We start from the raw sequence: 12,833 nt of genomic DNA on the forward strand, positions 1-12,833 counted from the left end.
CGCCGGCTCGGCACGCTGCTGCGCTATGCGCGCAACCGCTCGGTCGATCTCTACTGGGACTACCGCGCGCTGCCCGCCTATGCGGGCTGGCTCGCGCGCTTCTGGCGCGAATCGTCGCCGCAGCGGCACGCGGCGTCGCACGCTCCTGCAGTTGCAGGAACTCGGCGTCGTATTCGAGGTTCGTGCCGCACGGCGCATCGGGCGCGACATCCGCGAGCAGTTGGCCGATCACGTCGGCGCGCGGTGTCGCCGGCATGCCGGGCGGCATCGCGGACAATGCGGCGGCGGCCAGCGCCGCCTGGCTGACGTCATTCGAATGCATAGTCGATGTTGACCGGTTTGCTGCCGAAGTCGATCGCCACGGTGCGGTGCAACGGCGGCAGCGAGCCGTTGCGGATCTCGATCACGTAGACGCCCGGCGTCAGCGATACCGAACGCAGCGGCGGGCTCGCGCCGCGCCGCGCGCCGTTCACGTAGATGTCGCCCCACGGCCGCACGTTGAAACGCACCTGCACGGTTTCCTGTGCCTTCTGCGGACGCGGCTGTTGCTCGGCGGGCAGCACGTTCGCGGCGGCGATGGCCGTCTGGTTTTCAGGCGGCTTCGGTGCCGAGGATGCCGAAGCCACCGGCGGTACGGCGGCTTCCGACGGCGGCACGTTGACGACGCGTTCCGACGCGTCGAGGCTGCCGGCGGGCGCGATGGCGGAACCGGAACCGGCCGTCGCCGCCGGGGCCGGGGCCGGGTTCGTCACGGTGGTCGCAACCTGCGGCGCGGGCGCGGCTTCAACGGCAGGCGTGCTGGCAGGCTCGGCGGCGATGGGGGGCGGCGGAACTTGCGCGGACGATCCGGCCGGCAGGCTGGACGGCGGCACGACGGTCGGTGTCGGCCCCTGTTGGGCCAGTGTGGCGGCCGGCGCGCTCGCGGGCGGAGATGTGCCGGCCTGCGGCTGGCTCGCAACGGGCGCGGGCTCGTCGGCGACGCGGGCGGGACGCGACAGATAGGTCGCGGCGAGGCCGACTGCGATCAGCGCGACGAGCGCGCTACCGACGTAGACCGGCAGGCGGCGGTTGCGCGATCCGGCGGTGGCGTGACCACGCTGGGCACCGGGCGGCACGGATGCGCCGCCGGATGACGAAGCCGAGGCGGCGGAATACGGTGCGCCGGCAGCCGCGTGCGCGTTCGGATTCCCGGCACCTGCTGCACTGCGCGCACCGATGTCCGTGTCGGGATTTGCGGATCGCGTACCGGCTTCGTCGTGGGTGTCGGTTCGTGCAGCGGGCGGTGCTTTCGCGCGTTCGGCGTTTCCGTTCGGTGTGGCGGATTCAACCGGCTTTTCAACCGGGTTGGCCGCCGGCTGAGGCCCAGACGATGCGGACGCTGCGAGCGCGCCCGCAGCCGCAGTCGTGGCGCCTTGCGCGGCCGCCTGGCGCGTTGAACGCACATCGGCCTCCGGCTTGGCACCGGACACGGCAGACGATGCGGATGCCGTGTCCGCGGGCCTGGACACCTGATCCGCACCGGCGGGCGTTGACGGCCGCCCATCCTGAGCAGCGTTGCCCGAAGCGGTCGCGCCCGCGCCGATCGAAGCCGCAGCGGCAGCCGACGTCGTGCCGGACGCAGCAGAAGCTTCGCTCTTCCCTTCCCCGCTCCTGCCTGCTTCAGTCACCGGCGGCACGGCCGCCGCACCATACCCGCCACCCGCCCCGAAATCCCGCAACCCGAGCTCGGCCGCGAACGCCGCGACCGATTCCGGCCGATCCGGAATCCGCAACTGCAGCGCATGATCGACGGCCGCGAGAAACGCCGGGCTGTACACCTCGCCGGCCGGCAGTTCGCGCGACGCGAGCGGCCGGTACGTGTCCTTGATGCTGCGCACGACCGCCGCGGGCGGCAGCTCGCCGGTGATCATCGCGTGCATCACCGCGCCGAGCGCATAGAGATCGGTCCACGGCCCCTGGCTGAACGCGGGATCGTCGGTGTACTGCTCGATCGGCGCGTAGCCGGGCTTGATCATCATCGCGCCGTCGTCGACCAGATCGCCGATCCGTTTGCGCGCCGCGCCGAAGTCGAGCAGGATCGCGCTGCCGTTCGGGCGGATCAGCACGTTGTCGAGCGCGACGTCGCGATGGAAGCACTGCGCGCGGTGCAGCGTGTCGAGCGCGCCGAGCAGCGCGCCGACGATATTGCGCAACTGCGTTTCGCTGATCCGCATCCCGCCGTCGAGCAGCTGCTTGAGCGTGCGCCCTTCGTAGAACGGCATCACCATGTACGCGGTGCCGTGGCTTTCCCAGAAATGCAGGACCTTGACGAGCCCCGGATGATCGAATTGCGCGAGCAGGCGCGCCTCGTTGAGGAACGCGCCGCGCCCGGCGTCGAACGCCTGCGCGAACCGCTCGGAGCGCAGCGACACCGTATAGTCGCCGCCGCGCGTGGCCAGCATCGACGGCATGTATTCCTTGATCGCGACCGCGCGCCGCAACGTGCGGTCGAATGCGCGATAGACGATTCCGAAACCGCCGATGCCCAGCACCTCGTCGAGCTGCAGTTCGCCCAGGCGATGGCCGAGCGGCAGCGGCCGCACCGTGAATTCGGATGCGTCGCCGCGTGTCGCCGTGTCGTGCTCGTTGTCTCTCGATCCAGCGTCCTTCATCTCCACCACCTCTCGAAACCGCGTCCTGTCCGCCCGCCGCGCCCGGCGGCCGGCCCTCCTCGGCCGGGCCGCTAACTGCCGCCGAACAGCGTCAGGAACAGCGCGTTGTCGGGCGTGCCCGTATGCGCATGCGTGCGCAGCGGCGATCCGTCCGCGCGGTTGGTCCACCAGAAACTCGTGCCGCCGTGCGGATCGAAGTAACCCGACAGCCCCGGCCACGCAGCCGGAGCCGGCCGTTCCGGCGGCGGCGCCGGCATGCCGTCGACGATGTCCGCGTACGTGTCGTCGCCCTGTGTGAGCCGCACGCGCTCCAGCATCTGCTCGAGATCGCCCGGCGCGCGTGCATGGCGGATCGCGTCGAGCAGCGCCTGGCCCACCTGCCAGTAGAACGTGTCGGCGGCATCCGGCAGCCCGTTCCAGTAATCGGCCGCGCGCATCGGCAGCGTGACGATCACCGGGTAGTAGCGCCCCACGCGGTCGCAGCTCGGCGCGAGGCAGCCCGGCTGCACGCACGACGCGCCGGCACCCGCCGGAATCAGGAAATTCCAGACCGGCGCGACCGTGTAGTGGCGCTCGATCTCGTCCGTGCCGCGCTGCCGCATCGCGGCCATCCCCTGCTGAAGCCAACGCTCCCACCACAGCGCGAGCGCATGCGGCAGCCGGCTGTTCACGAAGTCGCCGGCGCCGGGAATCTTCCCGTACCAGGCCGGCGCATCGCCGTCGGTACGCGTGAATGGCGGGGTCGAGCTCATGGCTTCGGAGGGCATGTAAAGGACTCCATCTGGGGCAGCCTGAACGGGTTGCGGACACTGCCCGCATTCACTTGCAGCACGATCGGTTTGCCGTCGACCGTGAAGCGCGCAATCATCTGGTCGGAGCCGCGCCCGGCCGACACGGCCGCGCGGTCGAACAGCCGGTGCAGCGCCCACGGCCCGTCGGTCGAGAAGCCGTCGGTCGCGCCGGCCTGCCCCGATACCTGCAGCCGCACCTGGTTGCTGCCGCGCGGGCCCGGCCAGTCCACCGCGCTCTGCACCAGCGGGCCGTGCGCGTAGCGGACGATCTGCCCGTCGACGTCGAGCACCATCTCCGTGATCGACGGATCCATTTCGAGCGGCTGGATCTGCACCTTCAATTGCGCGGTGCGCGCACCGCCGCCGAAATAGACGTCGCGGATCACCGCCGCCTTCTCGAACGACGCAAGCATCGCGGCGGCCGACGGATCGGCGTCCGCATTGCGGTTCGCGAAGCGCCACGGATGCGACGTCGTATCGACGATCGACTGCAGGTTCTTCTGGAAGAAGTCGTCCATCAGGCCGCCGGGCGCGAACATCTGCGCGAAATCCGCCGGTGCGACGTCGCGCGACGAGCCGCGCGCGAACGGATAGCGGCCCGCGATCGCCTGCCGGCAGAAGTCGCCGACGTTCGCGCCGGCCCGCGTCGCGACGCTGCGTTGCTCGACGGTCGCGACGCTGCCGTTCGCGACGTTCGACAGGTCGTCGAGCACTTCGCGGAATGGCGTCGGCAGGCGGCCGGCCTGCGCGCGCAACTTGGCGGGCGCGTCGGACGGCGGCGGTTGCGCGCCGCTGCGCAGCGCGTCGTCGGTGGCCGTCAGGTACGTGTACAGCGCGTCGATCGACTTCAACACCTCGTTGAACGCCTGGGCCTGGTCGCCGCTGCCCGGCGCGAACGCGCGCAGCCCGGCGAAGTGGCTGTCGACGATCTGCTCGGCGCTCGCCGGCGCCGCCGCGGACGCGCTCGCATTGCTGCCCTGGCCCGCGAAGATCTGCGACAGCGAGCTGCGCGCCTCGTCGACCTTGTCCTGCGCGCGCGCCGCGAGATTGCGCGCCCCGCCCGGCGCATCGCCGAGCGCCGTGTCGCGCGCGAGCGCAACCATCAGCCGTGTAAGCGGCGAATCGGCGGACGACAGCGCACGCGCCACCTGGATGCTCTGCGCGAGCGTCGCGGTGCGCTGCAGCTTGATGTCGGCGAGATAGTCGTCCCAGATCTTCAGGTAGTCGTTCAGGTACAGCTGGCGGATATCGCGCGCCCATGCGGCCGCGTCGTTCGGCCCCGGAATCTCGGAGAGCCCGAGGTTCAGCACCCACACTTCCTCGCGCCCGTACGCGTCGACCTCGCCGGCCAGGCGCGGCGCGAACACGTTGCGATAGCCGTTGCGCGTATAGAAGCCCGGCACGCCTTCCGACAGCGGCTTGCCGCTCTGACGGCGGAACACCAGCGACGCGTCGGGGCCGACTGCCCGCGCGACGCTGAAGTCGAACGCGGAGGTGGCCGGCCGCAGCGTGAGCGTGAGCTGCCGGTACAGCCGCTGCGAGAACGGCACCTGCCGCAGCCGGTCGCGCACGTCGGCCACGAGCCGCTCGTTCATCGGATACGGCGACACCGCGACGCGTCCGCCGAACAGCGCGGCGAGATGGGCACGCAGCGCGGAGCGCTCGGCCGGCGAGAAATCGGGCGGCAGCGCGCGTTCCATTTCGAGGTCGACGACGGCCTGCACGAACGCGGGATCGTAGTGCGCGCTGTCGTACAGCATCAGGTACGCCTTCAGCGCCGCATACGCGTATTCGGTCTCGTCTGGCCGTGCGTCGCGCAGCGCGGCTTCCATCCGGCTCGCGGCGATCGGCAGCAGCACGTCTTCGAGCGCGCGCCGGTACACGGCATCGACGGCTTCGTCGATCTTCTCGCCCTGGAACAGCCCCCACCGATACGCGAGCGGCGGATGCTGCAGGTCGACGCCGCCTGCATTCGCGAGGCTGCCGAGCGCGTCGAGCACGGGCAGCAACCGGGCGACGTCGGCCGCATCGGAGAATTTCGCCCCGGCAATCTGCGCATCGACGGCTGGTACGCGCGCGGCGATCTGGTCGAGATACGCGCGATTGTTCGAATAGCTGCGCAGCCACGCGACCAGCACGGCCACGCACACCAGCGCGAGCAGCACGTAGCCGGCGATCTGCAGCACGCGCCGCTTCTGATGCCAGCGCAGATCGCTGCCGGCGAGCGCGGCTTCGCGGAAGATGTGCTCCTGCAGCAGCGACTTCAGGAAGAAGCTGCGCCCGGTCGAGCCGACCTGCGCGACCGGCGGCACGCCCTCGATCTTCAGGAAGCGCTTGATGCCGCTCATCACGCGATCGAACGCGGTGCCCTCCTGCGTGCCGCTCGTCAGGTAGACGCCGCGCAACATCGGCATCGGCTCGTAGCTCGACACGGAAAACACCTCGGCGACGAACTGGCCGAGCATGTCCTGCAGGTCGGCGATCTGCTGCGGCAGCAGGTACGTCATCTCGCGCTGTCGGGCGTCGGTCCGCGCGGCAAGCAGTTCGGGCAGCCCGTCGTTCAGCCGCTGGTGCAACAGCCGGTATTCACGGTCGAAGGCCGCACGCAGGTCGAAGCCCGGCGCCTCGCTTTGCGCGAGCGGGAACGTGAAACCCCACACCTGCGCGCATTCCGTGCGGCCGTAGCTGCTGAAATACTCGGCGAAGCCCGCGAGCAGGTCGGCCTTCGTCACGAGCAGGTACACGGGAAAACGGATGCCGAGCTGCGCGCGCAGTTCGAGCAGCCGCTTGCGCAGCACCATCGCGTGCTGCGTGCGTTCGGCCTCCGACGCACCCAGCAGGTCGGCCACGCTGATCGTCAGCATCGCGCCGTTCAGCGGCTGGCGCGTGCGATATTTCTTCAGCAGGTCGACGAAACCTTTCCACTCGGCCTCGTCGAGCGCGCGGTTGCCCTCGTGCGTCGTATAGCGGCCGGCCGTATCGATCAGCACCGCGTCGTTCGTGAACCACCAGTCGCAATGCCGGGTGCCGCCCACGCCGCGAATCGCCGCGCGGCCAAACTGCTCGGCGAGCGGAAAACTGAGCCCGGAATTCACGAGCGCGGTGGTCTTGCCCGAGCCCGGTGCGCCGATGAACACGTACCACGGCAACTGATACAAATACTGGCGCGACATCCGGTCGAACCACTGCGACACGCCCTTGCGCGCGGTGTCGGCCTGGCCGAAGCGGACTTTCTTCAGCAGCGTCGCGGCTTCGTCGAAGCGGCTGCGCAACTCGTCGAGCTGCGCTTTGGCCGGATCGTCGGCGGTGGCCGGCCCCGGCGCGGCTTCGCGCAGCTGGTTCAGCAACTGCGCGTTGAGGCGGCCGGCGCGCCAGCCGCGCCACGCGACGCGCGCGCCCCATGCGAGGAACAGCACCGCGATCGTCAGCCCGCGCGCCCAGCCGCTTTCGAGCGGCCGGACCTCGGCGAACGAGAACAGCGGGCCCGCGAGCCAGATGAAGCACGCGAGCACGACGAGACCGGCGAAGGTCCAGATCTCCCGCGACGGCAACGGCCGGACGAAACGCGCGACAGCCTGGTTCATGTCAGTTGGCTCCCTGCGTGGCGCTCGCGCCGACGGCGGCAGTGCCGGGCGCCGGCAGCAGCGTGATCTCGACGCGCCGGTTCAGCGCGCGGTTCGCCGGCGAATCGTTCGGTGCGACCGGGTCGAGCGTGCCGCGCCCTTCCGCCGCGAGCCGCTCCGGATGGTCGAGCCGCGCGGCGATCATGCCGCGCACGGCTTCCGCGCGTTCGCGCGACAGGTCCCAGTTCGACGCGAAGCGCGCGGTATGCACGGGCGTGTCGTCGGTATAGCCGGTCACGCGCACGTTGCCGGGCACCTTGTTCAGCGCATCGGCCACGCGCGCGAGCACCGGCACGTAGCGGTCGATCACCGACGTCGAGCCGGACTTGAACAACCCGTCGCCGCGCAGCACGATCACGCTGCGATCGGCGTCGTCGCGCACCGACACGAGGCCGGCCGCGATTTCCGGCTCCAGGAACTTCGCGATGCGCGGCGCCGGCGCCGGGCGCGGCGGCGCCTGTGCGGGCTGCAGCTTCGGCACGTGCAGCGCGTCGATCGACGCGAACAGCCGATCCGAATGCCCGGCGAGCGCGATCCGCAGCCCGACGAACACGCCGAAGCCGATCAGCAGCGCGAGCGCCACGCATACCCACAGCGGCACGACGAAACGGCGCGCGACATCGCGCGTGACGACGTCGCGCCAGTGCGGCGACAGCGCCGGTTCGAATTCGCCGCGCACCGAGCGGATCGTCAGCGCGAGCTGGTGGCGTAGCGCGTCGAGCTGCGCATGGCCGTTGTCGAGCACGCGATAGCGGCCCTCGAAGCCGAGTGCGAGACAGAAATACAGCAGCTCGAGCAGGTCGAGATGCTGGCGCGGCTGCTGCGACAGGCGTTCGAGCAGGTGGAAGAACTTCTCGCCGCCCCAGGTCTCGTTGTGGAACGACACGAGCAGGCTGTGCGACGACCACACGCTGCCGCCCCACGGCGTCAGCGCGGCGGCCTCGTCGAGCGCGGTGCACAGGCAGTAGCGCGCGCCGATGATCGCTTCCGACGGCACGCCGGCCTCCTGCGCGCGTGCCTCGAACTGCCGGATCTCGACGACCAGGTGCTCGCGCAGCCACGCCGGATTCGGATGATGGACGGTCGAACGGATCTGCGGCACCAGGTTCAGCAACGGATTCGCCGCCGCGACGAGCGGGTTCGTGCCGCTCGCGGCCCAACGCCCGGGGCGCGGCTGCGTTGCGGTCGGGCCGGCCGTGCCCGCCGCGGACGGATGCACGCCGCCCGGATTCGGCGGCACGAATCCGCCTGCGCCGGGGGAGATCGAATCGGAGGAGGAATTCATCGCGTCGCCCCGTCCTTACCCGCGTATCGCCCAGAACTCCATCGAGAGTCCAGGGAATTCGCCGGCGAAATGAAAAGCGAGACCGCCGGAGCGCGCCAGTTGCTTCCACAGGTCGCTGCCCTTGTCGATCTCGAAGTACGTATGGCCCGCGTGATACGGGATCTGCCGCGGCGCGACCGGCAACTGGCGCATCGTGATGCCCGGCAGCTGCAGCTGCACGAGATCGCGGATCCGCTCGACCGGCCCGAGCTTCGCCTGCGCCGGAAAACGCGTGCGCAGGCTGTCGGCCGGCACGTCCGCGCGCACGGCGAGCACGAAGCCGGCCGTGTCGCGCAGCGCCGGGTCGGCCAGCGTCGCGACGCGGATGCCGTTGCCCGCGTCCCGTAGTTCGATCTGGATCGCGTTTTGTTCGAGCACCGTCGACAGCGACCGGCGCAGCTCGGTCATCAGTTCCGCGAAGCTCGTGCGCAGATCGTCGTGCACATAGACCGCGAGCGACTGCGGGCGCCGGCCGGCCGCCGTGAACGTGCTCAGGTCGCACGCAAGCTTCAGCCAGTCGCAGAACAGCGCCTCCGGATGCGTCGACACGTGCTGCTGCGCATGCCAGGTCAGCGCGAGATAGCGGTTCACGAGTTGCAGCAGCAGGAAATCCGCGACTTCCGACACGCCGCCGCGGCCGGGCTCCGACAACCGTGCCGCGAGCGCTTCGCTGCGTTGCGTGAGCAGCCCGTGCAGTTCGCGCGCATAGGCCAGCAGCACGGCGTCGTGCTGCGCGACGAGGCGCGGCGGAATATAGCCGTCGTCGACGAGCAGCCGCGCGTCGGTGCGCCGCTCCACGATCCGCGTGACACCGAGCGCGTGCCAGTCGCCGGTCAGCTCGGCTTCGAGCATCAGCCGCACGTTCAGGCGGCCCGTCTGCAGCAGCGCGGGGCCGAGCGCGACCGCGTTCGCGTCGGCCACTTCGTATTCGCGCACGACGTAGCGCGCGACATCCACGCTGCCATTAGCGCCGTTCGTGCCGTTCGCGCCATTGCCTCCGCCTGCACCTGCCCCGAACGACACCTCCTCGCCGCCGCCGCGCCACAGCGGCAGCGCGAGCACGACGAGCTGGTCTTTCGCGTCGGCCGGCACGTCGAGCGGTTCGGGGAGATCGTCCGGATGGGACAGGTCGAACGGCGTGCCGTCGCGCATCACGCCCGACGCGGTGCGCAGCGCGACCTTGCCGAGCGCCAGTTGCTCGCGATCGAGCTCCAGCGTGTCGAAGCCCCAGTAGAAGCCTTGCAGCGGCAGGCAGCGCAGCGCGACGTAGCGTTCCCAGTGCCGTTCGAGCTGCTGGAAATGCTGCGGCCGCAGGAACATCCCCTCGGTCCACACCACCCGCTGGCGGAGCGCCGCGACCGGCGTCGCGGACATCGTCGGTTCGGTCATGGGCGCCCCTTCGCATCGTTCAGCGCGATGCCGCCATTGCGTATGGCGATCGACAGCTTCAGCTCGCCCGGCGACGTCTGCCAGAACTTGTAGAGGTTGAGCTGCTTCGCGCGCGGCAGCGGCACCGTCAGCCGCCAGCGGTTCTTCTCGAGCATGCGGTATTCGGCGACCACGCCGATCGCCCCCGCCTCGACGTTGCCGCGATAGTGCAGCGTGCGCGATTCGCCCGGACGCAGGATCACGCGGTCGGTGCCGAGCAGGTCCGCGCCGAGCACGTTCTCCGGCTTGTCCTGCAGCGAGAAGAAATCCGCGCTGTCGAACGACGACGCCGCGCGGAGCTGGAACACCTTCAGCACGATCGGCGAAGGCTTGCGGTTCATGTCAGGGTTGACGTCGGGTGCAACGTCAACCGTGATCGCATACGGCACCGCCGCGGCGTGTTCCGTCGCGCCGCATCCCGGCAACAGCATCACGCATCCCCATACGATGAAACTGCTCGACCGCCATTGCATATTCCACCCTCGCCACCCAATAGCCACGCGCCGGTTTTCGACTGCGAAACCGGATGATCTGATTGAAAAAGGGACAATTAATTGATCGGTAATTGTGTAACCTGCATATCCATCCATTGCAATCCGTGTCGGCAAATTATTCTTGTAAAAAGCCGGGTCATATCATTCAGGGTTTTTGAAAGTCGATTTGGCGAGATGATGGGCAATTGAATTGAGATTGGTAAATTAATGGCAACAGTTAATCCGACCGGTGCGCCTGGGCGGCCCGGTTCTATGGCGTGGACACCTGTCGGATGGCTCGGGGGCGCAAGCCGGCCGGCCGCCGGGCAAGGGGCGCCCGCGACACGGAGGGTGTGCCAGGCTATTCGTTTCGCACGAACGGACGGGCCGTTTTTTCGAGCATTGACGTGCGCTGACCAAACAACTGACGAATCCGAAAAACACAGCGAACTATAGGCCGTTTTTCTGGATTCACAAGCACTGAAATTCGTAGTCGATTCTGCATTCAAGTGGAAATGAATCGGCCAAATGAAACAAAACGTAACAGCCGGTTCGATGCAGATGATTGGCACTAGAATCCAACAGCGCTTGTGTGCCAACTTCCAATTACGCCAATTTTTAATTTCAATAATGAAAGGTCGTTCATCGCTCGTTCTTTTCCTCGGCGCATTGTTGCTGGGGGCCGGCGGGTGCAGTACGTCCCCGACACAGTCGGCTGCACGCGCGACGGTCGATAGCGCGCGTGCCGCGTACGACAGCGGCGACTACGGGCGCACGATCGCGCTGCTGAGCCACGCGAAGGAGATCGACGGCGCCGACACCGACACGCAGGTGGCCGCGCACAAGCTTCTCGCGTTCAGCTATTGCGTGACGAACCGCATCACGCCGTGCCGCGCCGAGTTCTCGAAAATTCTCGACCTCAACCCGCGCTTCGACTTGTCCCCTGCCGAGAAGGGGCATCCGATCTGGGGGCCCGCGTTCGAATTCGCGCGCCGCAGGCATGCGTCGTCATCCTGAACGAACCGGCTTCCACGCGAGCGCTTCACCGAGCGACGTATGACATGCAACTGATCGTGATCGAACATGCCGGCGAGCCGGTCGAAAACGACTCCTACGACGCCGTCGTGTTTCATCCGCCGGGCGGCACCATCGGCCGGGCCAGCGACAACCATCTGGTGTTGCGCGACGACACGCGGCAGATCTCGCGGCTGCAGGCGCTGCTGCAGGTCGGCGACGACGCCTGCCTGCTGAAGAACCTGAGCAGCGTCTCGACGATCGAGGTGAACCGCGAGCCGGTCGGCTATGCGCAGGAGCGCCCGCTCAACACCGGCGACATCATCCGCATCGGGCCGTATGTGCTGCGCGCCGAGCGTGACGATGGCGGCGATGGCGACGCGGCACCGGTCATCGACATGGCGCGCGATACCGGCGTGCACGTCGATACGCAGGCGCAGGCGCGAGCGTCAGCGGCGCCCGCGCAAGCTTCGTCTTCGCGAGTCGATACGAAAGGCGGCGGCAACCGGCTGTGGGGGCTCCTGCAGGATCGTCTCGCGCCGCGCGGCAAGGCGGCGGACGCCGGTACCCGGCCAGGTGGCCCCGCACGTGCGGACGCCGCCCAGCCGGCGAACCGCGCAGCGCAGGCCGTACCGCCCGCGCCGTCGCAGCGCGACCTGAACCAGCTATCGACCGATCCGCTCGACCTGTTCACGCAGTCGTCGGGCGATATCGGCGCAACGGGCACGGCGGCGCAAGTCGATCGTGGCCACGCGGATCGCGAAGCGTCGTCCACGACACAGGCCGACCACGCACCCGAGTGGACGCAACACGTGCGTGTGCAACCGGCCGCCGCGCGCGCCACCGATACGCAGCCCGTCGACGAACCGGCGCCGCATGCCGCCCGCGCGCCGACGCCCGATGAACTGCTGAGCGCGTTCTTCGAGGGCGCGGGGCTCGATACGGCCGCCGAATCGCATCAGTGGTCGGCCGAGCAGCTGTACATCGCGGGCCAGTTGCTGGCGCTGTTCGCGAACGGCACGGTCGAGCTGCTGTCGTCGCGCAGCATCCTGAAGCGCGAAGTGAAGGCGCACATGACGATGCTGCTCGACCGCGAGAACAACCCGCTGAAGCTGCTGCCGGACGGCGGTGCGGTGCTGCGGCAGATGTTCGGGCTGCCGCTGCCGGGCTTCATGTCGCCGCAAAGTGCGGTCAGCGACGCGTTCCAGGATCTGCATGCCCACCAGATCGGCATGGTCGCCGGCATGCGCGCCGCGTTGATGGACCTGCTGACGCGCTTTTCACCGCAACGGCTGCGCGAGCGGGACGACGCGATGCGCTGGTACGAGAAGCGCGTGCCCGTCCTGTACAAGGCGAGGATGTGGGATCGCTACGCGGCGACCCATCGCGACACGGTGTTCGCGATCGAGGACGACTTCGCATCGGTGTTCGGCAAGGCGTTCCTGGCGGCGTACGACGCGGAAGTGGAAAGCTATCGCGGCAGCGGCCGGCATTGAGCGTCTAGCCTTGGACGGCACGCCCGCCATCGG

General features: G+C 68.9%; 8 protein-coding genes and 1 pseudogene. 2 read left to right on the forward strand and 7 right to left on the reverse strand.

The window, feature by feature from the left end:
* From G3N61_RS39545 to tssJ, 7 genes and pseudogenes are all read right to left on the reverse strand, one after another.
* Nucleotides 1-268, reverse strand: a pseudogene (locus tag G3N61_RS39545) (type VI secretion system ImpA family N-terminal domain-containing protein); the annotation flags it as partial.
* Between the two features lie 40 nt (nucleotides 269-308).
* Entirely contained in the window at nucleotides 309-2,651 is a 2,343-nt protein-coding gene (locus G3N61_RS12725) for a serine/threonine-protein kinase (protein ID WP_205822576.1), read from the reverse strand.
* 71 nt (nucleotides 2,652-2,722) lie between these two features.
* Complete coding sequence (gene tagF / locus G3N61_RS12730; RefSeq protein ID WP_089452968.1) at nucleotides 2,723-3,418, reverse strand: type VI secretion system-associated protein TagF; 696 nt, start codon at nucleotides 3,416-3,418, stop codon at nucleotides 2,723-2,725.
* A complete protein-coding gene (gene tssM / locus G3N61_RS12735; protein WP_205822577.1) occupies nucleotides 3,400-7,026 on the reverse strand; it encodes a type VI secretion system membrane subunit TssM in 3,627 nt (1,208 codons plus the stop codon). Before tssM ends, tagF begins: the two co-directional genes overlap by 19 nt.
* A gap of 1 nt (nucleotide 7,027) precedes the next feature.
* Nucleotides 7,028-8,350, reverse strand: coding sequence for a DotU family type VI secretion system protein (locus tag G3N61_RS12740; protein ID WP_043183750.1), 1,323 nt, complete (start codon nucleotides 8,348-8,350; stop codon nucleotides 7,028-7,030).
* Nucleotides 8,351-8,365: 15 nt separating this feature from the next.
* On the reverse strand, nucleotides 8,366-9,778 hold the full coding sequence (tssK, locus tag G3N61_RS12745; protein WP_205822578.1) for a type VI secretion system baseplate subunit TssK: 1,413 nt from the start codon (nucleotides 9,776-9,778) through the stop codon (nucleotides 8,366-8,368).
* Complete coding sequence (gene tssJ, locus G3N61_RS12750; RefSeq protein ID WP_043183748.1) at nucleotides 9,775-10,290, reverse strand: type VI secretion system lipoprotein TssJ; 516 nt, start codon at nucleotides 10,288-10,290, stop codon at nucleotides 9,775-9,777. The genes tssK and tssJ overlap by 4 nt, the downstream gene beginning before the upstream one ends.
* 630 nt (nucleotides 10,291-10,920) lie before the next feature.
* Here tssJ and G3N61_RS12755 point away from each other — a divergent pair.
* Nucleotides 10,921-11,307 carry a TssQ family T6SS-associated lipoprotein gene (locus G3N61_RS12755; protein WP_027791608.1) on the forward strand — a complete coding sequence of 129 codons (387 nt, stop codon included), beginning with the start codon at nucleotides 10,921-10,923 and terminating at the stop codon, nucleotides 11,305-11,307.
* A gap of 44 nt (nucleotides 11,308-11,351) precedes the next feature.
* Entirely contained in the window at nucleotides 11,352-12,800 is a 1,449-nt protein-coding gene (tagH, locus tag G3N61_RS12760; protein WP_205822579.1) for a type VI secretion system-associated FHA domain protein TagH, read from the forward strand.
* The last annotated feature ends 33 nt before the right edge of the window (nucleotides 12,801-12,833 follow it).

It is taken from the genome of Burkholderia sp. Ac-20349, from assembly GCF_017104865.1.
Classification (GTDB): Bacteria; Pseudomonadota; Gammaproteobacteria; order Burkholderiales; family Burkholderiaceae; genus Burkholderia; species Burkholderia aenigmatica.

Coding starts and splice junctions, on each gene's coding strand:
- G3N61_RS12725 (WP_205822576.1), bottom strand. CDS start 2,651: ATGAAGGACGCTGGATCGAGAGACAACGAGCACGACACGGCGACACGC.
- tagF (WP_089452968.1), bottom strand. CDS start 3,418: ATGCCCTCCGAAGCCATGAGCTCGACCCCGCCATTCACGCGTACCGAC.
- tssM (WP_205822577.1), bottom strand. CDS start 7,026: ATGAACCAGGCTGTCGCGCGTTTCGTCCGGCCGTTGCCGTCGCGGGAG.
- G3N61_RS12740 (WP_043183750.1), bottom strand. CDS start 8,350: ATGAATTCCTCCTCCGATTCGATCTCCCCCGGCGCAGGCGGATTCGTG.
- tssK (WP_205822578.1), bottom strand. CDS start 9,778: ATGACCGAACCGACGATGTCCGCGACGCCGGTCGCGGCGCTCCGCCAG.
- tssJ (WP_043183748.1), bottom strand. CDS start 10,290: ATGCAATGGCGGTCGAGCAGTTTCATCGTATGGGGATGCGTGATGCTG.
- G3N61_RS12755 (WP_027791608.1), top strand. CDS start 10,921: ATGAAAGGTCGTTCATCGCTCGTTCTTTTCCTCGGCGCATTGTTGCTG.
- tagH (WP_205822579.1), top strand. CDS start 11,352: ATGCAACTGATCGTGATCGAACATGCCGGCGAGCCGGTCGAAAACGAC.